20 protein-coding genes and 1 tRNA gene are annotated in these 23,456 nt (G+C 61.1%); 17 read left to right on the top strand and 4 right to left on the bottom strand.

Annotated elements, in window-relative coordinates; translation table 11 throughout:
• Positions 1-3 precede the first annotated feature (3 nt).
• Positions 4-2,112 carry an HlyD family efflux transporter periplasmic adaptor subunit gene (locus tag JY96_RS16245; protein WP_081961334.1) on the top strand — a complete coding sequence of 703 codons (2,109 nt, stop codon included), beginning with the start codon at positions 4-6 and terminating at the stop codon, positions 2,110-2,112.
• Positions 2,113-2,132: 20 nt separating this feature from the next.
• Here JY96_RS16245 and ptsP read toward each other — a convergent pair whose 3' ends face one another.
• A complete protein-coding gene (gene ptsP / locus JY96_RS16240; protein WP_035039046.1) occupies positions 2,133-3,932 on the bottom strand; it encodes a phosphoenolpyruvate--protein phosphotransferase in 1,800 nt (599 codons plus the stop codon).
• 188 nt (positions 3,933-4,120) lie between these two features.
• On the opposite strand from ptsP, the gene JY96_RS16235 reads away from it, so the two are divergent.
• The 7 genes from JY96_RS16235 to JY96_RS16205 all read left to right on the top strand — a co-directional run bounded on the left by JY96_RS16235 (position 4,121) and on the right by JY96_RS16205 (position 11,450).
• Positions 4,121-4,984, top strand: a complete 864-nt coding sequence (locus tag JY96_RS16235) for a GNAT family N-acetyltransferase (RefSeq protein ID WP_035039043.1) — start codon at positions 4,121-4,123, stop codon at positions 4,982-4,984.
• A gap of 96 nt (positions 4,985-5,080) precedes the next feature.
• Entirely contained in the window at positions 5,081-6,463 is a 1,383-nt protein-coding gene (gene rsmB, locus JY96_RS16230; RefSeq protein WP_052162627.1) for a 16S rRNA (cytosine(967)-C(5))-methyltransferase RsmB, read from the top strand.
• A complete protein-coding gene (locus tag JY96_RS16225; RefSeq protein ID WP_052162626.1) occupies positions 6,463-7,056 on the top strand; it encodes a DUF4390 domain-containing protein in 594 nt (197 codons plus the stop codon). Before rsmB ends, JY96_RS16225 begins: the two co-directional genes overlap by 1 nt.
• Before the next feature lie 21 nt (positions 7,057-7,077).
• Complete coding sequence (locus JY96_RS16220) at positions 7,078-9,441, top strand: PAS domain-containing sensor histidine kinase (RefSeq protein ID WP_035039041.1); 2,364 nt, start codon at positions 7,078-7,080, stop codon at positions 9,439-9,441.
• Between the two features lie 33 nt (positions 9,442-9,474).
• Complete coding sequence (locus tag JY96_RS16215; protein WP_035039038.1) at positions 9,475-10,257, top strand: response regulator; 783 nt, start codon at positions 9,475-9,477, stop codon at positions 10,255-10,257.
• Between the two features lie 54 nt (positions 10,258-10,311).
• Positions 10,312-10,387: transfer RNA gene (locus JY96_RS16210), tRNA-Phe, on the top strand.
• Between the two features lie 163 nt (positions 10,388-10,550).
• The gene (locus JY96_RS16205) at positions 10,551-11,450 is read left to right on the top strand and encodes a glycosyltransferase family 9 protein (protein WP_035039036.1); all 900 of its coding nucleotides are present in this window, start codon (positions 10,551-10,553) and stop codon (positions 11,448-11,450) included.
• Here JY96_RS16205 and JY96_RS16200 read toward each other — a convergent pair.
• Complete coding sequence (locus JY96_RS16200) at positions 11,409-12,521, bottom strand: glycosyltransferase (protein ID WP_081961658.1); 1,113 nt, start codon at positions 12,519-12,521, stop codon at positions 11,409-11,411. The genes JY96_RS16205 and JY96_RS16200 overlap by 42 nt on opposite strands.
• Before the next feature lie 188 nt (positions 12,522-12,709).
• On the opposite strand from JY96_RS16200, the gene JY96_RS16195 reads away from it, so the two are divergent.
• The 7 genes from JY96_RS16195 to JY96_RS16160 all read left to right on the top strand — a co-directional run bounded on the left by JY96_RS16195 (position 12,710) and on the right by JY96_RS16160 (position 19,366).
• Entirely contained in the window at positions 12,710-13,813 is a 1,104-nt protein-coding gene (locus JY96_RS16195; protein ID WP_035039033.1) for a glycosyltransferase family 4 protein, read from the top strand.
• 143 nt (positions 13,814-13,956) lie between these two features.
• Positions 13,957-14,928 (top strand): glycosyltransferase, encoded by a 972-nt coding sequence (locus JY96_RS16190; RefSeq protein ID WP_152606546.1) that lies wholly within the window; start codon positions 13,957-13,959, stop codon positions 14,926-14,928.
• Between the two features lie 5 nt (positions 14,929-14,933).
• Positions 14,934-15,734, top strand: coding sequence for a glycosyltransferase family 2 protein (locus JY96_RS16185; RefSeq protein WP_035039029.1), 801 nt, complete (start codon positions 14,934-14,936; stop codon positions 15,732-15,734).
• Between the two features lie 61 nt (positions 15,735-15,795).
• Positions 15,796-16,830 (top strand): hypothetical protein, encoded by a 1,035-nt coding sequence (locus JY96_RS23330; RefSeq protein ID WP_152606545.1) that lies wholly within the window; start codon positions 15,796-15,798, stop codon positions 16,828-16,830.
• 9 nt (positions 16,831-16,839) lie between these two features.
• Positions 16,840-17,517 carry a hypothetical protein gene (locus JY96_RS16175; protein ID WP_035039025.1) on the top strand — a complete coding sequence of 226 codons (678 nt, stop codon included), beginning with the start codon at positions 16,840-16,842 and terminating at the stop codon, positions 17,515-17,517.
• Between the two features lie 15 nt (positions 17,518-17,532).
• Positions 17,533-18,363, top strand: a complete 831-nt coding sequence (locus tag JY96_RS23325; protein ID WP_152606544.1) for a hypothetical protein — start codon at positions 17,533-17,535, stop codon at positions 18,361-18,363.
• A gap of 4 nt (positions 18,364-18,367) precedes the next feature.
• The gene (locus JY96_RS16160; protein WP_081961332.1) at positions 18,368-19,366 is read left to right on the top strand and encodes a class I SAM-dependent methyltransferase; all 999 of its coding nucleotides are present in this window, start codon (positions 18,368-18,370) and stop codon (positions 19,364-19,366) included.
• Positions 19,367-19,454: 88 nt separating this feature from the next.
• Here the strand turns inward: JY96_RS16160 and JY96_RS22935 are convergent, their stop codons facing one another.
• Positions 19,455-20,453, bottom strand: a complete 999-nt coding sequence (locus tag JY96_RS22935; RefSeq protein ID WP_081961331.1) for a glycosyltransferase — start codon at positions 20,451-20,453, stop codon at positions 19,455-19,457.
• 14 nt (positions 20,454-20,467) lie between these two features.
• Complete coding sequence (locus JY96_RS16155) at positions 20,468-21,487, bottom strand: glycosyltransferase (RefSeq protein WP_152606543.1); 1,020 nt, start codon at positions 21,485-21,487, stop codon at positions 20,468-20,470.
• Between the two features lie 27 nt (positions 21,488-21,514).
• Between JY96_RS16155 and JY96_RS16150 the strand changes: the two genes are divergently transcribed.
• Both JY96_RS16150 and waaC read left to right on the top strand, forming a co-directional pair.
• Positions 21,515-22,465: a DUF4254 domain-containing protein gene (locus tag JY96_RS16150; protein WP_235333954.1), complete on the top strand. Its 951-nt coding sequence runs from the start codon at positions 21,515-21,517 to the stop codon at positions 22,463-22,465.
• A complete protein-coding gene (gene waaC / locus JY96_RS16145) occupies positions 22,465-23,445 on the top strand; it encodes a lipopolysaccharide heptosyltransferase I (protein ID WP_035039014.1) in 981 nt (326 codons plus the stop codon). Before JY96_RS16150 ends, waaC begins: the two co-directional genes overlap by 1 nt.
• The last annotated feature ends 11 nt before the right edge of the window (positions 23,446-23,456 follow it).

The following is a 23,456-nucleotide window of genomic DNA, read 5'->3' as shown; positions in this document are numbered from 1 at the left end:
GCCATGCACTACGCCACCCTGCCCCCCTTGCGAGAAGAGCTCGCGCTGTTGCCTGGCCCAGTCCTGGCCGATGGCCAGCCCAGCCACACGCTCCACGACCCGGTTCGCAACCTCTTCTTCCAGATCGACTGGCCCACCTTCGAAGTCCTGCAACGCTGGCGCGATGGCTCTGCATCGGCCATCGCCGACATGGTCAGCGCGCAGACACCACTTCAACTGGCCTCTGACGATGTCGATGACATCGTGGCCTTCTTTCGGGCCAACGAACTGCTCCAGGCCGGGCCCGGCCAGGCCACCCACATGGCCGCCGCCCACCACGCGCGCCATGGCAGCCTGCTGACACAGTTGCTGCACCACTACCTGTTCTTTCGCATCCCGCTGGTGAAGCCGGACCGCTGGCTGAACCGATGGGCGCCCCGGCTCGACCTCTTCTACACACGCACTTTCCTGTGGCTGACCTTGCTGGCCTTGTCATGGGGGCTGCTGGAGATCTACCGCCAGTGGGACACCTTCACCGGCACCTTGGTGGACAAGCTCAGCTGGCCCGGCCTCGTGGGCTATGGCCTGAGCATCGCGGCGGTCAAGGTGCTGCACGAACTGGGGCATGCCTTCACGGCCAAGCGCCTGGGCTGCAAGGTGCCCAGCATGGGCCTGGCCTTCCTCGTGATGTGGCCCGTGGCCTATACCGACACCAACGAGGTCTGGAAGCTCACGCGCCGCCAGGACAGGCTGGCCGTGGGCGCTGCCGGCGTGCTCACCGAAATGGCCGTGGCAGCCTGGGCCACGCTGGCCTGGGCCCTGCTGCCACCGGGCACGCCCCAGTCCCTGGCCTTCATGCTGTCGACCACGACGCTGCTGTCCACCCTGCTGATCAATGCCAGCCCCTTCATGCGCTTTGACGGCTACTTCCTGCTGTCCGACTGGCTGGGCATGCCCAATCTGCATGATCGCGCCTTTGCACTGGCACGCTGGGACCTGCGCGAAAGGCTGCTGGGGCTGGGGCAGCCCGCACCAGAGTCCTTCCCCCCACCCCGCCGCACAGGCCTGATCCTGTTTGCCTATGCCACCTGGCTGTACCGCCTGGTCGTCTTCCTGGGCATTGCGGCCCTGGTCTACACCTTCTTCATCAAGGCCGTGGGCATCCTGCTGTTCGCGGTGGAAATGGGCTGGTTCATCCTGCGGCCCATCTGGCGCGAACTGGCGCTGTGGCGCAAGGCCTGGCCGGTCTGGCAACATCAAGCTCGGGCCTGGCGCCGTGTCAGCCTGCTGGCCGCGCTCATCAGCTGCCTGCTGCTGCCCTGGCCCACACGGCCCTCGGCCAGCGCGCTGATGCGCCCGGCCAGTCAATACGTGGTGTATGCACCCGCCCATGCACAGGTGATCGGCATGCCCATTGCCGAAGGGCAGCACGTGCGCGCCGGCACCCCGCTCATTCAGTTGGCCTCGCCCGAGCTCACCAGCCGCATGGCGGCCGCACAAGCCCGCGTCCAGCAACTGCGCTGGCAAGCCTCGGCCAGTGCCTTCGACGCTGATCAGCGAGCCCGCTGGCAGGTCTTGCAAGAGCAACTGCGCACCGCCGAGGCCGATCTGATGGCCCTGCAGGCCGATGCCCAGCGCTATGCACCCACGGCCGCTTTTGATGGCGTGCTGCGTGACGTCCCGCCCGACCTTCGCCCCGGCGACTGGCTCAGCCACGATGAAGTGCTGGCACGCCTGGTCGCCGACCAGCCCCAGACCGTGGTGGCTTATGTCGACGAGGATGAGCTGCCGCTCATTCGCTCAGGTGACACGGCGCACTTTTATGCCGACGACCCAGCCGGGCCCGATGTGCCGCTGGAGGTGATCCGCATTGAAGCCGACGCCAGCCGCACGCTGCCCGAACCGGAACTGGCCAACCTCTTCGGCGGCGGCGTGGTGGTGCGAGAGAAAAACGCCCAGCTGCACCCCGAGCGCCCGGTCTATCTGGTGACCCTCAGGGTTCGCTCAGCAGATGCGACGGCGCAGCAGCACAACTGGCGTGGCAAGGTCGTCTTCCATGGCCGCTGGTCCATGCCCGCCTGGCGCTACCTGCGGCACGCGGCGGCCGTCATCCGGCGTGAAGCCGGTTTTTGACCCGCCTGCACCCCAACAGATCAGGCCCGCAGCTGCACCGGCTGGCCGTGGGTGCTCGCCCCGACGTGGAACAGCTCGGCACAGGCCGTCTCGGGGTCTTCGCTTTGCAGCACGCCCGCCACCAGCGGCGCCAGGCGGCGCGTATCAGCCCGCAGCACACGCTGCTTGACCGACGCGATCTGCGAAGGGTGCATCGAGAAGCTGCGCAGCCCCATGGCCAGCAGCAACTCGGTGAAGGCCGGGTCACCTGCCATTTCGCCGCACACGCTCACCCCCTTGCCCGCCGCACGCGCCTGCGTGATGGTGGACTGGATCAACTGCAGCACGGCCGGGTGCCAGGGGTCGTACAGATGGGCAACCGCCTCATCCGAGCGGTCAATGGCCAGCGTGTACTGGATCAGGTCATTCGTGCCGATCGACACGAAATCGAAATAGCGCAGGAACACCGGCAGGGTCAGGGCCGCCGCCGGCACCTCGATCATGGCGCCCAGCTCGACCTCACCACAAGGCTTGCCTGATTCGGCCAACTGGCGCTTGGCATGCGTGATGTTGTCCAGCGTCTGGTGGATCTCGCGCTGGCTGGCCAGCATCGGGATCATGATCTTGACCGGCCCGTGGGCGGCCGCGCGGAACAAGGCCCGCAACTGCCGGCGGAACATGCTGGGCTCTGCCAGGCTCCAGCGGATGGCGCGCAGCCCCAGTGCCGGGTTCAGCACGGACTCATGCCGCAGCTCGCTGGCCGACATGCCCTCCAGGGGCTTGTCCGCGCCGATGTCCACCGTGCGGATCACCACCGGCAGGCCTTTCATGGCCTCGACCGCACGGCGATACGCGTCGTACTGCTCTTCCTCGTCCGGCAGGTCACTGCCGCGGTTCATGAACAGGAACTCGCTGCGGAACAGGCCCACGCCCACCGAGCCCGCTTCCAGGGCGCCGGGGCCGTCTTCCGGCATCTCGATGTTGGCCAGCAGCTCCACGCGCTCGCCGTCCAGCGTCACCGCTGGCGTGTGGCGCAAGCGGGCCAGGCGGCTGCGCTCCAGCTCGCTCTGGCGCTGGCGGAAGCGGTACTCCTCCAGCACGATGGGGGATGGGTCCACGATCACCAGGCCGGCGTCGCCATCGATGATGATGCAGTCGTCCTGACGGATCAGGTTGCTCGCCTGGCGGGCGCCCACCACGGCGGGGATGTCCATGCTGCGGGCCACGATGGCCGTGTGCGAGGTCTTGCCGCCCACATCGGTCACGAAGCCCTTGAACACGCTCCGCTTGAACGACAGCATGTCGGCTGGCGCGATGTCATTGGCCACCAGCACCAGCGGCTCGTCACCGCCAAAATCCTGCGCATTGGCACGGCTGGCATCCGGCACCGCAGAAGGTTCACCGCGGCTCAGACTGCGCAGCAGGCGCTCAACCACCTGCTCCAGGTCGGCCTTGCGTTCGCGGATGTAGGGGTCCTCCATCTCATCGAACTGGCGCGCCAGCACCTCCAGCTGGGCTGACACCGCCCATTCGGCGTTGTAGTGCCGCTGGCGGATCCAGTCTGCCGCCGCGCCCATCAGGGCCTCGTCCTGCAGCAGCATCTGGTGCACATCCAGCAGCGCAGCCAGTTCGGCTGGCGCATCGGCAGGCAGGTCGCGCTTGAGGTTGTCGAACTCGTCGGCCACCACGTCGCGCGCTTTCATCAGGCGCGCCACCTCCTCGTCGATCAGGGATTGATCGATGAAAACGTGGGGCACGTCCACCCGGCTGGATGCCACCAGCACAGCGCGGCCAATGGCCACGCCCCGGGAGACCGGCAAGCCGAAAATCTGGATGCTCATACACCCAATCCTAGCAGCGCAGGCATGAGCCGTGTTTCAGGATTTGTCATGAGGATTAACGCGGATCAAATGGTGCACTGCACCCAAACCGCGCGTCATGCAACTGTCATGACAAGTTCACGGCAGCGTCACCGCACCAGCCAACACTGCGAACTCATGTCCACGGAGTGAAACGACTGGAGATGACAATGCGTGACCTGCCCCTGCCCACCCTGCCCATGGCAGACCTGTCCTCGCTTTCGGCCGAGTCCCGTGCCGCCCGGAGGTCACTTCACCCGAGCTCAGAGCCTCAACAAGTCAGCCACCCCAAGCAGCGGCAAGCCCTGGAAATCGTTTGGGCTCGCACTGAAGAAGATGTTCGCGCAGCGCAACGCCTGAGGTACGACATCTTCGCCGGCGAAATGGGCGCCCGCCTGAGCGTGCCACCCGGCAGCCCCGAAGGCCACGACATCGACCTGTTCGACAGCTACTGCGAGCACCTGCTGGTACGCCTGAGTTCCGACAACGGCGAGCCCGGCGAGGTCATCGGCACCTACCGCGTGATGACGCCCGACGCCGCCAAGCGCGTGGGCGGCCTCTACAGCGAAACCGAGTTCGACCTGACCCGCCTGCGCCCCCTGCGCGGCAAGATGGTGGAACTGGGCCGCTCCTGCGTGCACCCGGATCACCGCAACGGCGGCGCCATCATGGCGTTGTGGGGTGCCCTGGCCGAGTTCATGGTCCGCAATGAGCTGGACACCATGATCGGCTGCGCCAGCATCAGCATGCGCGATGGTGGCCACGTGGCCGCCAGCCTGTGGGAACAGCTGCGCCAGACCCACCTGGCCCCGATCGACCTGCAAGTGCGCCCGCGCCTGCCCCTGCCGGTCGAAGAGCTGGACCGCCACCTGCAAGTCGAGCCGCCCGCGCTGATCAAGGGCTACCTGCGCTGCGGCGCCAAGATCCTGGGCGCCCCCGCCTGGGACCCCGACTTCAACACGGCCGACCTGCCCATGCTCATGCGCATTGAAGACCTGCCGGCGCGCTACCGCCGCCACTTCCTCGGGGCCTGAGCCCAGGCTGTATCGGGCGCTTGATTTCACGTTTTTCCAGCGTCCCGAACGCTCAAGGGCGGGCTGGCGACCACGGCAACGCATAGACTGCGCGCCATGAGTCGTCCAGCCCGCCCTTCTTCATCGCCTTCAGATCCCGCATCGAACAGCCCGCCCGGCAGCCTGCCCCTGTGGCAACTGCTGTCCGGCTGTGCCGATGCCGTGGCCGCCGTGCGCCAGGGCCACTCCCTGACCGACGTCCTGGCCGAGCGCCGCCCGCAAGAGCGCCCGGGGGTGCAGGCCCTGTCCTTCGCCGTGTTGCGGCGCCTGGGCATGGCCCAAGCCCTGCGCCACAAACTGGTGCCCAAAGCACCCCAGCCCTGGGTAGACGCCCTGCTGCTGAGCGCCCTGGCCCTGGCCTGCGGCAGCGAATACAACGAACACACCCTGGTCGACCAGGCGGTGGAGGCCGCCAAGCGCCGCGCCAAGCCCGCCAGCGGCCTGGTCAACGCCGTGCTGCGCCGCTTCCTGCGTGAGCGCGCCGAGCTGCTGGCCGCCATCGAACAAGACCCGGTCGCCAGCTTCAACCACCCCGCCTGGTGGATCACCCGGCTCAAGAAAGACTGGCCCGAACACTGGCAGGCCATCCTCATGGCCAACCAGGAACAGCCCCCGATGACCCTGCGCGCCAACCAGCGCCATGGCACGGTGGCCGCCTACCGCCAACGCCTGGTCGAGGCCGGCCTGCTGCCTGAATCCGCCTTGCCTGCCGAGCAGCCCCCCACCAACCAACCCGCCCCCATCGCCCTGCCGCACGGCGTGCCCGTCGGCAAACTGCCCGGCTTCGAGCAAGGCGACGTTTCCGTGCAGGACAGCGCCGCCCAGATCGCCGCCCCGCTGCTGATCCACGCCAGTGGCCAGCCCCTGCCCGCCGGCGCCCGCGTGCTGGATGCCTGCGCCGCCCCCGGCGGCAAGACCGCCCACCTGCTCGAGCTGGCCGACCTGGACGTCACCGCGCTGGATGCCGACCCGCAGCGCCTGAGCCGCGTCAACGAGACCCTGCAACGCCTGGGCCTGAAAGCCACCACGCTGGCCGCCGACGCCAGCCAGCCCGCCGCCTGGTGGGACGGCAAGCCCTTCGACGCCATCTTGCTGGACGCGCCCTGCAGCGCCTCCGGCATCGTGCGCCGCCACCCGGACGTGCGCTGGCTGCGCCGCGAATCCGACATCACCGCCCTGGCCAAAACCCAGGACGCCATCCTCCAGGCGCTGTGGCCCTTGCTCAAACCAGGCGGCCACCTGCTGTACTGCACCTGTTCCGTCTTCAAAACAGAGGGGCAGGACCGCATCGACGCGTTTTTGCAACGCAACCCGGACGCCCGGGCCCTGCCCTCGCCCGGCCACCTGCTCCCTGTGGTCGAATACCTTGACCCCGCCCGGCACAACCGTGGCGATGGCTTTTTCTACGCCCTGCTGTCCAAAACAACCCAAGGTGCGTGATGTCCTTGATGCGCCGCCGAGAACTGCTCACCCGCAGTGCCTCAGCCTTGCTCGCTGCCACACTGGCGCCGGCAGGGCGGCTCGCGCACGCCGACACCCCTGGGCACCGCAGCCTTGAACTGGACAAACTCACGGTCCAGCGCAGTGACGAAGGCCTGCTGCTGAGCTACAGCGCCCGCTTTGATCTGCCCCGCGACCTCGAACAAGCCATGATCAAGGGCGTGGGCGTGGTCTTCGTGGCCGAAGCCGAGGTCTTTCGTACGCGCTGGTACTGGACGGACGAACTGCTGGGCTCCGCCACGCGGCGCTGGCGCCTGGCCTACCAGCCCCTGACCCGCCGCTGGCGCCTCAGCCTCGAAGGCCTCAGCCGCCACTACACCACGCTGCCGGATGCGCTCAACGCCCTGCGCAGCACCGACAGCTGGCGCATCGCCGACCCCATTCCCGCCTCCAGCGACCAGGACCACTACGTGGACTTCCGCTTCCGACTGGACACCGATGAATTGCCACGCCCGCTGCAGATCGGCCTGGGGGGGCTGTCGACCTGGAACATGGACGTGCGCCGCCGCGTGGCCGTCGGCCCTGCGCGTTAAGCCCACGGCCACGGCACCGGCATGAGCACCATCAAAGCCAACCGCTGGGCCTGGATCGTGGCCACGGCCGCCATTGGCGGGGCCGGCCTGATCATGTCCTTCCTGCTGGTCTTCGCCACGCAGAACAGCGAGCGCTACGAACCCCACTACCAATGGCTCCTGTGGGCCAACGTGGCGCTGGCCGCCATCCTCATCCTCGTCATCCTGATCGCGGTGGCGCGGCTGGCCCTGCGCCTGCGCGCCCGCAAGTTCGGCAGCAAGCTGCTGCTCAAGCTCGCGGGCATCTTCGGCCTGGTCGGCCTGCTGCCGGGCTTGCTGATCTACACCGTGTCCTACCAGTTCGTCTCGCGCAGCATCGAGACCTGGTTCGACGTGCGGGTTGAAGGCGCGCTGGAGGCCGGCCTCAACCTCGGCCGCAGCACGCTGGATAACCTCACCACCGACCTGGCCAACAAGACCCGGCTGGCCGCAGAGCGCATGAGTGCGCCGCAGCCCACCGCCGGCCTGGTGGGCCCGGCACCGGCCACGGGCGTGCTGGAACTGGAGCGCCTGCGCGAACAACTGGGCGCCCAGATGGTCACGGTACTGAGCGATAGCGGCCAGGTCGAGATGACCGCGGGCGGTGACGGCACCCGCATCCTGGCTGCCGAGCGCCTGCCCGCCAGCTGGCGCCAGGAAGCCCGCAGCAAAGGCGTGATGGCCCTCGTCGAAGGCCTGGATGACCGCACCGAGGACAAGGCCGAGCGCCCCCGCGAGGGCCCACCGCCCAGCGTGGCCCGTGTCGTGGCCCTGGCCTGGATGCCCGACCACAGCTTCAGCCTGCTGGCCCGCGGGCGCTACCTGATGGTCACGCAGAAGCTGCAGCCCGAGCTGGTGCGCAATGCGCTGGACGTGCAGACCGCCTACCGCGAATACCAGCAACGCTCGCTGGGCCGCGTGGGGCTCAAGCGCATGTACATCGGCACGCTCACGCTGGCACTCATCCTCGCGGTGTTCGGCGCCTTCCTGCTGGCCGCCATCCTCGGCCAGCAACTCGCGCGCCCACTGCTGCTGCTGGCTGAAGGCGTGGGCGAAGTGGCCCGTGGCGACCTGCGCCCCAAAGCCATCTTCACCTCCACCGATGAACTCGGCGGCCTGACGCGCTCATTCGCCGCCATGACGCAGCAACTGGCCGACGCCCGCACCCTGGTTGACCGCAGCGTGCAGGAACTCGACAGTGCCCGCGCCCACTTGCAGACCATCCTGGACAACCTCACGGCCGGCGTGATCGTGTTCGACTCGACGGGCCGCATCGACATGGTCAACCCCGGCGCCACCCGCATCCTGCGCCTGCCCCTGTCCGTCTACAAAGGCCGCTACCTGTCCGACGTCGCCGGCCTGGAGCCCTTTGCTGAAAACATCCGCCAGCGCTTCGAGCTGTATGCCACCGACCCGACACCCGGTGAGCGCCAGCAATGGCAGGAGTCCTACGAGCTCAGCCTGCCCTCCATCCCCGAACCGCTGACCCTGCTGGTGCGCGGCGCCGAGCTGCCCCCCAACGAACGCCTCATCGTGTTCGATGACCTCACCGAGATCGTGTCCGCACAGCGCGCCGAAGCCTGGAGCGAAGTGGCCCGACGCGTTGCGCACGAAATCAAGAACCCGCTCACCCCCATCCAGCTGTCGGCCGAGCGCATGCAGATGAAGCTGGAAGACAAGCTCGAGGACCCCAGCGCGCGCCAACTGCTCGTGAGATCGGTCAACACCATCGTCACGCAGGTGCAGGCGCTCAAGACCCTGATCAACGAGTTCCGCGACTTCGCGCGCCTGCCCACGGCCAAGCTGGTGCCCATCGACCTCAACGAGCTGGTGCACGACGTGATGGCCCTGTATGGCCACGCACTGGAACACGGCACGCTGCAGGTTGAGCTCGGCGAAGGCCTGCCCGAGATCCTGGGCGACGCCACCTTGCTGCGGCAGGTCGTGCACAACCTGGTGCAAAACGCGCTCGATGCCATCAACGAACACCCCTCGCCTGACGAGCCCCCGCGCGTGCTGATCCGCACCGATGCACCGCGCAAGGAAGACGGCAGCATCCGCGCGGTGCGTCTGCTCGTGCGAGACAACGGGCCAGGCTTCCCGGACAAGATCCTCAAGCGCGCATTCGAGCCTTATCTGACCACCAAAGCCAAAGGCACCGGGCTTGGTTTGGCGGTCGTCAAGAAGATCGCCGAAGAACACGGCGCACTGGTCAGGCTGCGCAATCTCGGTGACAGCAACGATTCGATACCCAAAAACGGCTCGGAACTAGGGTATCCCTCACAGGGCCATACTGTGAGAGGGGCTCAAGTTTCGTTATCATTTTCAAAGCTGTCATCTAAAACCACCCAAGCTGGGTCACACTAGGCATAGTTCCCATCTAAGGGGTCAAACAAATTCATGGCCACCATTCTTGTTGTTGACGACGAACTGGGCATCCGTGCCCTGCTGTCAGAAATCCTGAGCGACGAAGGACACTCCGTCGAAGTCGCTGAAAGCGCCGCCAAAGCGCGCATCCTGCGTGAACAGTGCAAGCCCGATCTGGTCTTGCTCGACATCTGGATGCCCGATGTGGATGGCGTCACCTTGCTCAAAGAGTGGTCTGCCAGCGGGCAACTGACCATGCCCGTGATCATGATGTCGGGGCACGGCACCATCGACACGGCCGTTGAGGCCACCAAGTTCGGCGCACAGTCCTTCCTGGAAAAGCCCATCACCATGCAGAAGCTGCTGCGTGCGGTTGAACAGGGCCTGACCAAGCCTGCCCCTCGTGCCGCCACGCCCGCACCTCAAGTGCATCTGGCCACGGTCACGCCCATCACGGCGGCCTCGTCGTACGCCGGTATCAACAACGTGGTCTCGCCCGTTCGCAGCGAACTCGTTGGCGGCGATGCCCACCACCACACCAGCCCGGTGGCCTACAGCGCTGTGCAGACGGCACCGGCCCTGAACGGCCATGTGCCCAGCGGCCCCTCGCACGAACAAAGCTTCGAGCTGGACCGCCCCCTGCGTGAAGCCCGCGATGACTTCGAACGCGCCTACTTCGAGTTCCACCTGGCTCGTGAAGGCGGCAGCATGACCCGCGTGGCCGAGAAGACCGGCCTGGAGCGCACCCATCTGTATCGCAAACTCAAACAACTGGGTGTTGATTTGGGTCGCAGCAAAAAAGCGGCCGTAAATTGATGTATACTGAGAGTCTTCGCTGATGACTGCAACGCAGTTTGACGCAGAAGAGATGGCCTGGTAGCTCAGTTGGTAGAGCAGCGGATTGAAAATCCGCGTGTCGGTGGTTCGATTCCGCCCCAGGCCACCAAAAATTCAAAGGCCCCGCAAGCTTCTGGCTCGCGGGGCCTTTCCACATCTAAGCCGGCAGCACCGAGCACGAACTCATGCCAAGCAATCCCCCCCAAGCTCCTCTGCACTCAGCGCCGCACCCTCTGACGGTTCGCCTATGCAATTGGATTGGCGATGTCGTGATGGCGTTGCCCGCCCTTGAATTGCTTGAGCAACATGGTTTCAATCTGAACCTGTACGGCAAAGGCTGGGCGCGAATCCTGCTCTCAGGGTATAACTGGCACTTCACCAGACGCCAGGACAATGCACTGCGCGATCGACTCAAGGATTTGCGCGCCATCCGTCTGCAAAGCCTGCACCTTGATCCGACCTTCGATCGCCGCATCAATGCATTGAGCTTCCCAAATTCGTTTTCCAGCGCATTGGAATTGCGCTTGTCAGGCCATAAGGTCTGCGGCTACAGCAAGGATGGCCGAAGCCTGCTGCTCAGCAAAAGGCTAGAGCGCCTGCAGGACAAGCATGTCCTGATAACCTTCTGGCACCTCGCCTGTGAACTGACGGGACGACATGAGGTTCCGCCACCTGCAAACATCGGCTTCAAGCTCAGCCAGAGTGCACAAGACAAAGCCCTAGCGCTACTTGCTCAGCATCAGCTTGACGGGAAGCCATTTGCATGCGTGGTGCCTTTTGCCACCGGCATGATGTACAAGTTCGACAAGAAGTGGCCCTACTTCAAGGAGCTCACCCAAAGCTTGAGCAAAGAACTGCCAATCGTTATCTGCCCCGGTCCCGGAGAAGAGGCAGAGGCAGAACAATTCGGCCAGCAAGCCACCATCCTGCCCGGCGTTCCCCTGGATGTATACGCCGCCATCCTGGCACGCACCAGCCTGACTCTAGCCAACGACACGGGCCCCGGCCATCTGGCAGCCGCTGTCGGCACGCCCTTGATCAGTATCCTCGGCCCGACGGACCCTGAACATTGGGCACCTTGGGGAACGAACGTCACCGTTGTACGTGAGTGGCCTCAATGGCCATCCGCATCAACGGTGCACAACACCGCCTTGCGCCTGCTTCCAAGCTGAGCGAATGTGCTCGGCATAGCGCCGAGCCATGACGTCAACGCCAAACTCAACATTCGCCCGCTCTCGCGCACTCTGAGCCAATTGCGCAGCCCGCTCTGGATGCCTCAGCAAATCCTCCAGCACGTTGGCCAAGGCCACTGGGTCAGCCTCAGGCACCAGGCGACCATCCACGCCATCGCGCAGCAACTCCCGCACCCCCACCACGGCACTCCCAACCACCGCACACCCCGCCGCCATAGCCTCGACCAAGGCTAGCGGCATGCCCTCGAAATGCGTGGCCAGCACGTAAATCTGATGACTCATCAGCAGATCAGGCACGGTAGGACAATGTCCCAGAAAGCGCACCTGATCACCAAGCCCCAGCGACGAGGCCAAACGTTCTGCGGCATCGCGATCACGCTGCTTGCCACCACCCGCAAGGCTCACAGGCGGCGCAAGCCCCCGCTCCTTGAGTAAGGCGACAGCCCTGATCAAGGTGGCGTGATCTTTCTGGCGCGCAAACCGCGCAGACATCACGATGCCAGGTACGCGAGCCGCAAAAGGGCGCTGCACAGCGTCAGCAAAAGGCGCCAAGCGGATGCCATTGGGAATCGCCACCGTGCGCTGCTGATCAAAGCCCAGCGCCAGCAAACTGGACCTGACGCCCTCAGAGCACCCCACGATCAAAGCAGTGCGCTTGGCCAGCCAGCGCGCCTGAGCAAGCCGCCAGGCCGAATAGCGCTCACGCGAATTATGTTCAACATGAACCAACACCGGAACCTTGGCCAACAAGCCAGCGTAACGCCCCCACAGGTGCTCACTGAAACCGTGGGCCACCAACACATCGGGCCGAAACGCTTCGCAAACCCTGATCAATCCCTGAATCGTTGCGACATGGGCCCACCCAGGCACCAACTCAACGGTCAACCCCTCATCGCGCAGTTGCTGGACACGAGCCATCTCTGTCTGCGACTTGCGCCGCAACACCAACACCGCCTCCCATTCGGGATCGGCACCGCATGCGCGCACCAGATCAACCGCGACCTGTGTCGCGCCGGAAAACCCGCCCGTGACAAAGTGAATGACCCGCAAGCGCCTAACCTGCGTCCCGGCACCCTCTCCCTGGCCTCGCTGAGGCAGCAACGCGTTTTGCGAAGAAAATTCAAGCACAATCTCGGGTCCATTCAACAACGGCCTACATCATGCGACAAGAATGACGCACAGATGGCCCTTTCCCCTGCCCCAATGGCCAAGTCGAGCACCCGCGAGGCACGCGGATCATGAGTGACACCTCTCTGGTTCTGTCAAACCACGGGCTGCGCCACTCAGGCGGCATCGAGCGCTACCTTCTGACGCTGGTGGACAGCCTTCACGCTCGCGGCACGCGACCGACGGTGATCGCCCACAAGTTCGACAAAACCATTCCCGAGTATGCCTGGGTGAACCCCATCCATATCCACACCTGGGGGCTCGGCGGCGCTTTGCGCGACCGTTGGTTCGACCTTCGCTTGCGGCGCCTTAAGGCCCGCCACCAATGGTTTCCCTTGATCGCACTGAGCCAAACGTCTGCAGCTGACATTGCCATCTGTGGCGGCACACATCCCGGCTACCTTGCTGCGATTGATCAAGCCCCATCCTGGAAAGACAAGCTGGCCATTTCACTGGAAGCCAAACACCTCGGCCAAGCATCCATCGTGATTGCCCACTCCGAACTGATGGCCAGACAAGTCAAGCAGTTCTACGGCATTGCCCCCGACAAAGTGAACGTGCTGTACCCACCCGTGGACACGCAACGCTTTCATCCGGTATCTCAGCAACGTAAGCAAGCCCTGCGGGAGCAACTTGGGCTGCCGCCGGATCGATGCGTCTTCCTGCTAGCCTCAACCGGGCATGCCCGCAAAGGCCTGGATCTGCTGGTCAAGGCGCTGGGGCACAGCGACCTGCCCGTCTTGCTAGTTGTCGCTGGCAGACCTGTTGACATGCAAGCCCCCAACCTTCGCTACCTCGGCTACCGCAATGACATTGAAGGCGTATATCGCGCGGTGGATTGCACGGTGATGGCCTCTCGTTACGAACCGTTCGGGCTCGTCGGCGTGGAGACCGTGTTGTGTGGCACCCCACTCGTAGGTGCCGAAGGCATGGGTTGCATGGAGGTACTGCAAGGCGATGCGGTCATACCGTTCAAGATTGATGCATCCGACTCACAGCAAGCCAGCTTGCAAGACGCCATCCAGCAAGTGTTGTCACGCTGGCGCACCGGCACACTGCAAGTTGCCGACCCACTCAAAGGCTTGCGCTATGACCCGACTGTTGATGCGCACCTGCAAGCACTCCTTGGCCACGTAGACCAGTTACGCGCACAGCGATCAGGACGTGCGATATGACACGCGTAGTCTCAACCCCCTTGCACATCGTGGAGCCCACGCTCAACAGCGACGCGGGTCACTGCATGAGCTTGGTCCGAGCCTTGAGTGAGGCCGCGCTACATACTGGCTGCCAGGACATCCGAATATGGGGCGGTCGCAAAATGGCCGAGATTGCCTGGGCCGCGCCAGGTCAAGTGCAAGCCCATTTTGTGCGTCGTTGGCGCCGTTTGCAGGCCCTGGGCTTATACAGGCGTCTGCTGCGCGAGCCCGGCCGGATTCTCGTTTCAACCGCAGGCAGCGCCGATTTGGTCAGCCTGGACTGGGCTGCCCGCAGTTGCGGCATCGGGCGCATTCCAGCCCACAAGGTGTGCCTGTTTGTCCACTGGCTCAATATCAAACCAGGTAAGGCACGGCTGTACTCCACCATCGCCCGACGCCAACCGGAGCTCAGGATTCTCGCCCCGACAGCCAGTGTGGCCGACTTCTTCTCGGCATGCGGCTTCAAGACCCAAGTGGTGCCCTACCCACTCGACTCGGCCGACCACGACGCCCGGCATGAAGCCTGCGCCAGTGAGTTTCGACACCTACTGGTGCCCGGCTCAGCCAGGATGGACAAAGGATTCGGCCACATTGTCGATCTGGTCGAAGAAATGGCAAAGCGCCGTTTGTCCTGGCCCATCATCGTTCAAACCTCGCTGGAACACGGTCACGACAAGGACCTCGAGTTGACCGAGGCTCTGGCGAAGCTTCAAAGCTGCAACTACAAAGGCCTGCAACTGAACGATAAGGCGATGGACCGGGAAACCTATCGCGCCCAGTTCCAAGGCGCCATTGTTATCCAACCCTATCGTGCTGCCAGCTTTCAGGACCGCGTCAGTGGCGTCACCCTGGATGCCCTACAGGCGGGCTCACCGGTCGTGGTGACGGATGGCACCTGGATGGCTCGGCTTGCAGGAAAATACAAAGCTGGCATAGCCACGTCCGACCTGTCACCCAGCGGGCTGCTGCAGGCCATTCAAACCATCATGGACGACCACGCCGGTTTCGCGCAACGCGCATGCGCCGCCGCAGCCGACGTACGCGCCGAGCATTCCGCGCGCGCATTGATTGAGGCCGTGCTGACAGAGAATTGACCCACATGACAACAGTGCGCCTATCGGTGGTGATCATCACCAAGAACGAAGCTCAACGCCTGCCTACTTGCCTCGCATCAGTCGCCTTTGCTGACGAACTGATCGTGGTTGACTCCGGCAGCACAGACGGCACGGTGGATCTAGCTCGCCACGCGGGCGCCAAAGTCATCGAAACGAAGGACTGGCCAGGCTTTGGGCCACAAAAGCAGCGCGGCCTGGACGCAGCCACAGGCCAATGGATCCTGTGCATCGACGCCGATGAATGGCTTGACGCTGAGTTGACCGACGCCATCAAGCAACTGCTTCGCAGTCCGGATAACATCAAGGCGCCCTTCGTATACGAAATCCATCGCCTATCCGCCTTTTGCGGGCAATGGATGCGCCATGGAAGCTGGTCTCCAGACATCGGGGTACGGCTCTTCCGCAGAGGTTCCGCTCATTTCTCAGAGGACTTGGTGCACGAGCGGCTGATATTCGATAGTCAACCCGGTCGACTGCAAGGTCAACTACTTCACAACAGTATCATCAGCATCCATGACGGTGTGGACAAGATGAACCGCTACACCACCGGCAGAGCAAAAGACCAGCGCCGACAAGGTAAGCAGGGCGGATTGGGCAAGGCCATCGGCCATGGCTTATGGAGCTTCTTTCGATCGTACTTTTTCAAGTGTGGATTCATGGATGGAAAGCTGGGATTTGTTTTAGCCACCATGGACGCACAAAATTCCTACTATCGTTACCTCAAGCTATGGCTGGACGAGCGAACTGCACCCCACAAACTACCAGTGATCGGTGCAAACAAATAATGCAAACGCATCGAGCACTTGTGATTACCACAAGCAGTCAGCCAGCCTGAGCCATGAACGTATGAAAGTCGCCTTCTGGCCCCATATGCCTGACAGACGAGTCGCAAGTACACGCATTCGATGCCTGCAACTCCTTCCTGCATTACAAGCACTGGGCATCAATGCAACCTTATATAACGTATCCGAATCGCCGCCGGATTGTCTAGTACTCTCAAAACGCTATGACGCGACCTCAATTGCCCATGCACGCACCCTACGCGACAAGAGTGGGACCCGACTGATACTGGACCTGTGCGACAACCACTTTCATGTGATTGGACACGACCCTAAGTTGCTCCAACGTTGCAGGGATCTTTCCGAAGCGATGCGATACGCAGATGCCATAGTTGCGTCAACGCCCACTTTGGCTAGCTATCTTTGCGACAAGATGCCAGCAGAAGCAAACAAAATTGTGGTGATCGGAGATGCCGTAGACGAGGACGCCATCCGTGCAGAGCCAAGAACATGGCGAAGCGCCATCGATTTACTCAAAGTCCAGGTTCACCTCCAAATACGCCATCAGGTTCCACCGGGTCGACGGTTGATTTGGTTTGGCAACCACGGATCGGACGGTGTCGAAGGGGGCATGTCTGACATCAACCTCATCGCCGAGGCGCTTGGACAACACCACTCACAACGGGCCCTGAGCCTGACGGTCGTCAGCAATAACAAAGACAAATTCAAGCGACTGCAAAAGGCATGGAGATTCCCATCCATCTATGTCGCATGGTCCCCCGGCATCACGGCCGAATTGGCGCGTCTGCATGACATCTCGGTCATCCCAGTTGGACTGAATCCATTCACTTCCTGCAAATCCCCGAATCGCGCCGTCACGTCGTTCTTGAACGACCTGGCCGTGACCGCATCGCCGATCCCGTCCTACTCAGAACTCTTCGCAGAAAACATCGAAACAGACTGGCATCACGGACTGGCGCGCATGATGCATGATGTTGCCCTACGACAGAAGACGATCTCGGCAGCCAAGAGGATTATTGAACAACGCTGTGCCGTCGGCGTCATCGCGCGCCAATGGCATGATTTTTTGCTTCCAAATTGAGGTTAAGGCATGGAACACGTTCGAATTTTTGTAGGCTATGACAGTCGAGAATCCGTCGCCTATCACACGTTCTGTCAGAGCGTTCTGGAAAACGCCAGCCAGCCAGTGAGCTTCTCCCCACTCGCCTTGAAGACGCTGCCCGAGTACATCGAGACACATTCTGATGGCAGCAATGCTTTCATCTATTCTCGCTTCCTCACGCCATATCTGTGTGGCTTTCAAGGTTGGGCCATCTTTGCTGATGGTGACATGATCTGTCGCGAGGACATCGCCAAACTCTGGGCCCTGCGTGACCCTGAAAAAGCAGTCTTGGTAGCAAAACACGATTACCAGACCAAAGCCACGCAAAAATATTTGGGCAACAAGAATCAAAACTACCCGCGCAAGAACTGGTCAAGTCTGGTGCTATGGAACTGCGAGCACCCAAGTCACAGAATCCTCACGCCAGGCTTTTTGATGGAACAGACGGGCGCGTTTCTACATCGGTTTTCATGGCTCGAAGACCACCAAATTGGAGATCTACCTCTGGAGTGGAACTGGCTTGTGACCGAGTATCCCGAAAACCAGCACGCCAAGTTATTGCATTACACACTGGGAACACCCTGCTTCAGGGACTACCAGAACGCCGATTCATCGCCCCTTTGGTATGAATATCACGCACGCAGCCAATCCGGCATGGGCGCATGAGCCAATACGCCAGACATGCTGCACCTCTTTGTCTGCCTTAATCCGATCAGTTATCACATAGCCGAGCGTGTCGCAGTCAAAGAGCGGTTACAACACGTTCTGGTGATCTATGATCCTGTCCGCTGCCACCGCAGCCCGACCTTCAAAGCGTGGCACTTGCCGCTCGCAAAGCGAAGTAGTCAGATTGCTTACGCATTAGGCGCCATGCGACTTGTTCAACGGGCATTCGTGCCTCATACGCGCCTTCACTCGAGCAGGCTTACCAAGGCTGTTGCGCGAGCTCGCAGCGTTGCCTTCATTGACGACGGACTAGACACCCTGAGGCATAACCCCAGAAATCTCATTTCCGATCAAATCCCTGCCCGCACCCGCTACTACACGTTCAAGGAATACAGCGCTCTACCCACATGGCTGGACCGCCTAGACACTTGTCAAGTCGGACACTTGCTGGCTCTCACGCAGGCGACCTCCGAAGTCGAGCCATTTCCGATCAACGCGCACGTCCTCATTGAGTCTCCAGGCCTTGACATCGCCCGAACCGCAGAAAAACTCATACAGGCAGGGCTGCAACCTATTATCATTTCTCACCCAGCTCCAGAGAAGCGAGGCACTCGCCCTCGCGGTGACTTCATTGAACAAACATGTCCGCATCTGGATGCGCGCATTGCAATCTCAAGGGGAGTCCATTTTTACATTGGAGAATCCATGTCTCTGGTCATCCCGCTGTTCATGAACACACTCCACCAAAATAACTGGACTGTTTCGCTAAGCAATGAGCAACGCAACAATCTGACCTTTTCAAGCATGCTTTCTACTGTACTGGCGGCAGCGAATATCCCACATTGACGACATGAAACAAGATCAATCAAAACTGGAGCGACTCGATCGCTGCCCTCTCTGCCAGTCGACCAAAATAGAGCACTGGACAACTGGTCGCGATCGACTTCACCACGTAAGCGAACACAGTTTTGAATACCAGCATTGCCTGAATTGCGACGTAGTCTTCCAGTCCCCGAGACCCCACGCAGATCAAATCGCTGACTATTACCCGCAGGACTACAGCCCACACCTGGCCAAACAAAGCCAGTCAGGCATCAAAAATCCTCTTCGATTTCTGACCAAACCCGTCCTCCGATGGATGGACCGTGACATGCGCCGCCGGACGCTGAATGCCGAGCTTGAGAGTGAGCTGGCGACCATCGACTCCAAGCTCAGCAATGCGGGCACCATGGCGGATTTTGGCTGCGGCTCCGGCACATACTTGGTTAAAGCACGCAAGATGGGATGCCACGCCATCGGGATTGACTTCTCGCCAAATGCCCTTGCTGAAGTTCAAGCGAAGGGCTTCCAGGCGCTCCCCGTGTCCACCGCGACTTGGCAAACACTTGGAAGCAATCAGGTGGGGTTCTTTCGCATGAATCATGTGATTGAGCACCTCTACGACCCAATCGACACCCTTAGTCACATTTTCTCCGCACTCAAGCCGGGAGGGTTTCTGCACATCGCAACACCGAACCCAATGGGAAACAGTGCTCGCAAGTACCGCGAAAACTGGTTCGGTCTGGACTGCCCAAGGCACATCATGCTACTACCACCACATACCTGCAAAGCGCTGCTGGAGGCCCGCGGCTTCACGAATGTACGCTTCATCTACGACACCCATCCAAAAGACATCGTACGCAGTTGGGCCTATCGCCTTGAGGACAAATACAATTGGCGCCCCAGTCAAAACGTTACTGGTTTGGCCAGCAACATTTGGCTAAATTACCTCGCTGGCCGCACCGTGCACATCAAATCTTTGACAGACGACGGTGACCGATATCACATTACTGCGCAAAAGCCGTTGTGAGCAACGTGATGCAAAGTCCTCTTTCACGTTTGACGCCCTGATAAAAATACCGTGATCTCTTATTCGCGCACTTGAATCAGAGTCGCCTCTACCTGGATTTACCCGCACTCATTCGCTTAAGCCAAAACCACGGCGCAAGCAACTCAGGGACAGCGGCATAAGCGAGCAGCCGCAAGCGCTTGAGATAGGGGACCCCACCGGCTCGCAAAGCTATGCCTACTTTAGATAAACGCCCAGAGGCACCAAACAGATCCCGAATATAAACAGCCAAAGCCCATTCAGCATCCAGCCAAGCGCGCATCAGAGGGGCGCAACCTGCCTTCTGTGCGTCACGCTTGAGGAGATCTACCTCCACCAGTGCATGCCGATTGTTCGATAGCAGTCGGCGGATGGTGTCTTGCGCGGAATAGCTTCTGACTCTGCGAGATAAGCCGCCTCGCCGATATTTCACCAATGGCTCAGGGACAGAAGCGCCTCCCCCTAAGCATATCGCCCGAAACACCATGATCAAGTCCTCGGCCACCACTCCCCTCGGCAAAGGGCCAAAATGATCAAACAAACGCCGCGTCCAGCATTGAGCCGCACCTATCACGTAGGGGCGACCTGCAAGCCAATCCGAGGGCGACCGGTAAGCACTCAGATCTGAGGGTGCCATGACACCAAGCAAGGAGCCATCTACATCCATATCAGCCAAATTGGACGCGATCAGGTCCAGCTTGCATCCACTGGCCAACCACACTTCTGCCATCCGTTGACACCTTTGCGGCACGGATACATCGTCCCCAGCAGCAATCACCAACAACTCACCGGATGATAGTTTCACCGCAGTGCTGATATTCGCTCCAATACCTTGGTTGGTCTCGTTACGATGCAGAATCACTTTGTGCGGGCCATCATAGTCCGACAACAGACGACGCATGATTTCAAAGGACCCATCTGTCGATGCATCATCGGAAACCACGATTTCGAGCGGCTGATAGGTTTGAGACAAGGCGGCAGCCAATGCATCTCGAACAGTATCCTGCTGGTTGTATGTGATCAATAGCAGCGACAGCAACGGTGCACGATCTTGCAAAAATTCATTCATGTTGAATCCGAACTTTACGACAACAGTTGTCTCGCTATATCAAGACCAGTCGCGCCACGGTGAGCCCGGCGCAATCCGGCCCGAGCTATTGCGTCCCGTGCCCCGGGGTGAGCCAGAAAATACCTACATTGGTCAGCCAACTCCTGCGGTGAAGAGAAAGTAATAACCTCCACCCCGGGTTTAAAGAAATCCAACAAATCTTCGCATGCATCCGTCATCAGCAAGGTTCCCGTGGCTGGGACGTCCATCACACGCTGAGTCAGCCCCCCCAATGAGGGCTCCCAAGTTGAAAGATTAACCACCAACGCCGCTTCGTTATAAAGCTGGTTAAGTCGTTCGCCCCAGATGAACTCCCCTCGAAAGGCCCCCGCAAGTTCAGGCACATCACCCCACCCTCCCGGCCCCCAAATTTCAAGTGGCAGATCGATCAAAGCACTCAGAAATCGCACCCTCCTGGCCGTCTTTCCTCCCACAAATACAACCTTGTTCCGCTTGACCACGCCAGGAAGCGGAAAAAAATGTCTGGTATCCAACAGCAATGTTGGCAGCCAAGAAATACGCGCCAATGAATCTGGCGCCAAGTGGCGGTGTATGCAGAAATATCGGTCATAGAGCGGCGCCTCAGACTCTGCCCGAAAGTCGTGCTCTGGCCCCTCGATGAACCATCCAACGAGCCGCTTCACACCCAACTTACGGCATCGAGCCAACACCTGCGGCCTGTACCGCACGTAACTCATCACAAGCAAGACATCCGGTCGCGTCTCTTGCACAGCGTCGAGCAAAGCACGTTCTTGCTGGTAAACAGCCGCCCAAGGCAAGTGGGGCTTGATCCAACTCTTGCGCCCCCCAAGCAGTCGAAGCGGCACAGTCAATGATCGTTCCATCACTTTCTGGCAATGCGTTGGACGATCTTGAAACGAAACATCCAGGCGACGAACGTCGTGACCCAACCCAGCCATCGCCTCAGCGATTGACGGGAAAAGTGGATTTCGCCAAACCGACGCATCGAATGCGCCGCTGACTAATACCCTCACCACATCACCTCATAGCATTGGCCGTTCATGCGCCACGACAGCGCCCCCCCTTCACGGACAATCCACACGCAGGCTTGTTCCCATTTCACCATTCCGGTGCACCGATTTTACGAACGAAAAGTCGCAATGTATCATTGCGCCATCGCCGCTCCTCTTGAAACAGCGCTCATGTTCAGAGCGACAAGAATGCTTGGGCAACGCAACAGCCTGACACCACAGCATCGGTTTCGCCTACACCGCGCTAGTCATCAGATAATTCTCGACTTTGCGCGCGTCTGCGATCTTAGAAAGCACGATCCCATGCCTCTGCCGCACCCTTTAAGTCAGCCCATTATTTCCTACCACGACGCGTCCTTGGCGCGCGCGGACGCTCCGCCTGTCGCCGCCCCGGACCCCGCTGCGGACTCCGAGGTGATGCTGCACAGACTCATGTTTTGGATTGGGACCAACCATCACTTCAATAGCAAACTTTGGGCAGAGGAAGACCTGGCACGCAGAACAACGGTTAGCGACAGTGAAATTGCGGCCAATAAGCGAGCTATCGACAAATACAACCAAGCGCGCAATGACGCTACTGAGCGCGTGGATGAGATCCTGCTGACAGAGCTACACTTGGTAGACGCGGCCTCTGCGCATACGGACGCCCCAGTATCCAAAGCCCCACCCCACGCGCGGCTGAATAGCGAAACAGCAGGCAGCATCATTGACCGTATGTCCATCATGGCGCTGAAGATTCACGCCATGCGCCTACAAGTGGAACGAACTGACGTGGATGCAGCCCATCGCAGCAGCAGCAAGGTCAAAGTCGACAAGCTGATTGAGCAACGCAACGATCTAGCTAGCTGCCTAGATGCGTTGTTGTCAGACTCGTTGCATGGACGCGCATATTTTAAGGTCTATCGCCAGTTCAAAATGTACAACGACGCTCGCTTCAATCCAGCCCTGGTCGCAGAACAAGCAGCCCAGCGCAAGAGTTGATGCGCATCCTTATTGTCAAGACCAGCTCCATGGGCGATGTGGTGCACGCCATGCCGGCCATCAGTGACATAGCAAATGCGCTGCCTGACGCCCAGGTCGATTGGGTTGTAGAGAAGAGCTTCGCCTCGATCCCTTTGCAGCATCGAGCTGTTAATCGGGTGATCCCATTGCAGTGGCGCAAATGGCGTAAGTCTCTACGATCTCCCGAGACCCGAGCAGCGATCCGCACCTGGCGTATGGAGATGGCTCGCGAGCCATACGACTTGATCATTGACATGCAAGGGCTACTCAAGAGTGCCCTATTCGCCTGCTTCGCTCGTGGCCCCGTTGCTGGATATGATTTCCACAGCATTCGTGAGCCCCTTGCATCCCTGTTTTATCGACGTCGCGCGTCCATTTCCCTCGAGCTACATGCCGTTGACCGATGCAGGCGTCTAGCGGCACAAGTACTGGGGTACACCGCGCCAAACACCCCCCCCGACTTCGGCCTGCGCGCCAAGCCAGATGGATGGACCCCCAGCCCTCACGCACCATTCGGGGTCCTGATCCCGTGCGCAAGTCGACCGGAAAAACTCTGGCCTGAGGATGACTGGGTCGCGATCGGGACACGAATGAGATCGCATGGCTGGCAAGTCGCCATCATGTGGGGCAGCCCCGATGAACTCAGCCTTGCTCAACGCCTGGCTGAAAAGATAGGCGCAGTCGTTCCACCTTTCCTGACCGTTGCGCAAGTCGCCGACACGTTGTCCAAGGCGCAAGCCGTAGTTGGATTGGACACCGGCATGAGCCACTTGGCCGCCGCACATGGGCGGCCTGTTGTGGGCATCTACTGCGACCATGAGCCTGGATTGGCGGGACTCAAGGGCTCCGGCCCGGTCATCAGCCTCGGAGGGAAAGGCATCGTTCCCGCTAGGCTGGACGTTCTCCAGGCACTGGAAAGCGTCATAGCAAGTCAAAACAAGATCGGGAGACTGGTCTGACACCTCACAAG

The organism is Aquabacterium sp. NJ1, assembly GCF_000768065.1.
GTDB lineage: Bacteria > Pseudomonadota > Gammaproteobacteria > Burkholderiales > Burkholderiaceae_C > Aquabacterium.
The sequence above is the reverse complement of the archived record's forward strand: the minus strand, read 5'-3'. Positions and strand labels throughout refer to the sequence as shown.

Excerpts from the sequence above, each read along its gene's own strand:
- JY96_RS16235 (WP_035039043.1), top strand. The coding sequence starts at position 4,121 with ATGCGTGACCTGCCCCTGCCCACCCTGCCCATGGCAGACCTGTCCTCG.
- JY96_RS16245 (WP_081961334.1), top strand. The coding sequence starts at position 4 with ATGCACTACGCCACCCTGCCCCCCTTGCGAGAAGAGCTCGCGCTGTTG.
- JY96_RS23325 (WP_152606544.1), top strand. The coding sequence starts at position 17,533 with ATGCTGCACCTCTTTGTCTGCCTTAATCCGATCAGTTATCACATAGCC.
- JY96_RS16205 (WP_035039036.1), top strand. The coding sequence starts at position 10,551 with ATGGCGTTGCCCGCCCTTGAATTGCTTGAGCAACATGGTTTCAATCTG.
- JY96_RS16220 (WP_035039041.1), top strand. The coding sequence starts at position 7,078 with ATGAGCACCATCAAAGCCAACCGCTGGGCCTGGATCGTGGCCACGGCC.
- JY96_RS23330 (WP_152606545.1), top strand. The coding sequence starts at position 15,796 with ATGAAAGTCGCCTTCTGGCCCCATATGCCTGACAGACGAGTCGCAAGT.
- JY96_RS16215 (WP_035039038.1), top strand. The coding sequence starts at position 9,475 with ATGGCCACCATTCTTGTTGTTGACGACGAACTGGGCATCCGTGCCCTG.
- JY96_RS16225 (WP_052162626.1), top strand. The coding sequence starts at position 6,463 with ATGTCCTTGATGCGCCGCCGAGAACTGCTCACCCGCAGTGCCTCAGCC.
- waaC (WP_035039014.1), top strand. The coding sequence starts at position 22,465 with ATGCGCATCCTTATTGTCAAGACCAGCTCCATGGGCGATGTGGTGCAC.
- JY96_RS16190 (WP_152606546.1), top strand. The coding sequence starts at position 13,957 with ATGGCCGAGATTGCCTGGGCCGCGCCAGGTCAAGTGCAAGCCCATTTT.
- JY96_RS16150 (WP_235333954.1), top strand. The coding sequence starts at position 21,515 with ATGCGCCACGACAGCGCCCCCCCTTCACGGACAATCCACACGCAGGCT.
- rsmB (WP_052162627.1), top strand. The coding sequence starts at position 5,081 with ATGAGTCGTCCAGCCCGCCCTTCTTCATCGCCTTCAGATCCCGCATCG.
- JY96_RS22935 (WP_081961331.1), bottom strand. The coding sequence starts at position 20,453 with ATGAATGAATTTTTGCAAGATCGTGCACCGTTGCTGTCGCTGCTATTG.
- JY96_RS16195 (WP_035039033.1), top strand. The coding sequence starts at position 12,710 with ATGAGTGACACCTCTCTGGTTCTGTCAAACCACGGGCTGCGCCACTCA.
- ptsP (WP_035039046.1), bottom strand. The coding sequence starts at position 3,932 with ATGAGCATCCAGATTTTCGGCTTGCCGGTCTCCCGGGGCGTGGCCATT.
- JY96_RS16160 (WP_081961332.1), top strand. The coding sequence starts at position 18,368 with ATGAAACAAGATCAATCAAAACTGGAGCGACTCGATCGCTGCCCTCTC.
- JY96_RS16175 (WP_035039025.1), top strand. The coding sequence starts at position 16,840 with ATGGAACACGTTCGAATTTTTGTAGGCTATGACAGTCGAGAATCCGTC.
- JY96_RS16185 (WP_035039029.1), top strand. The coding sequence starts at position 14,934 with ATGACAACAGTGCGCCTATCGGTGGTGATCATCACCAAGAACGAAGCT.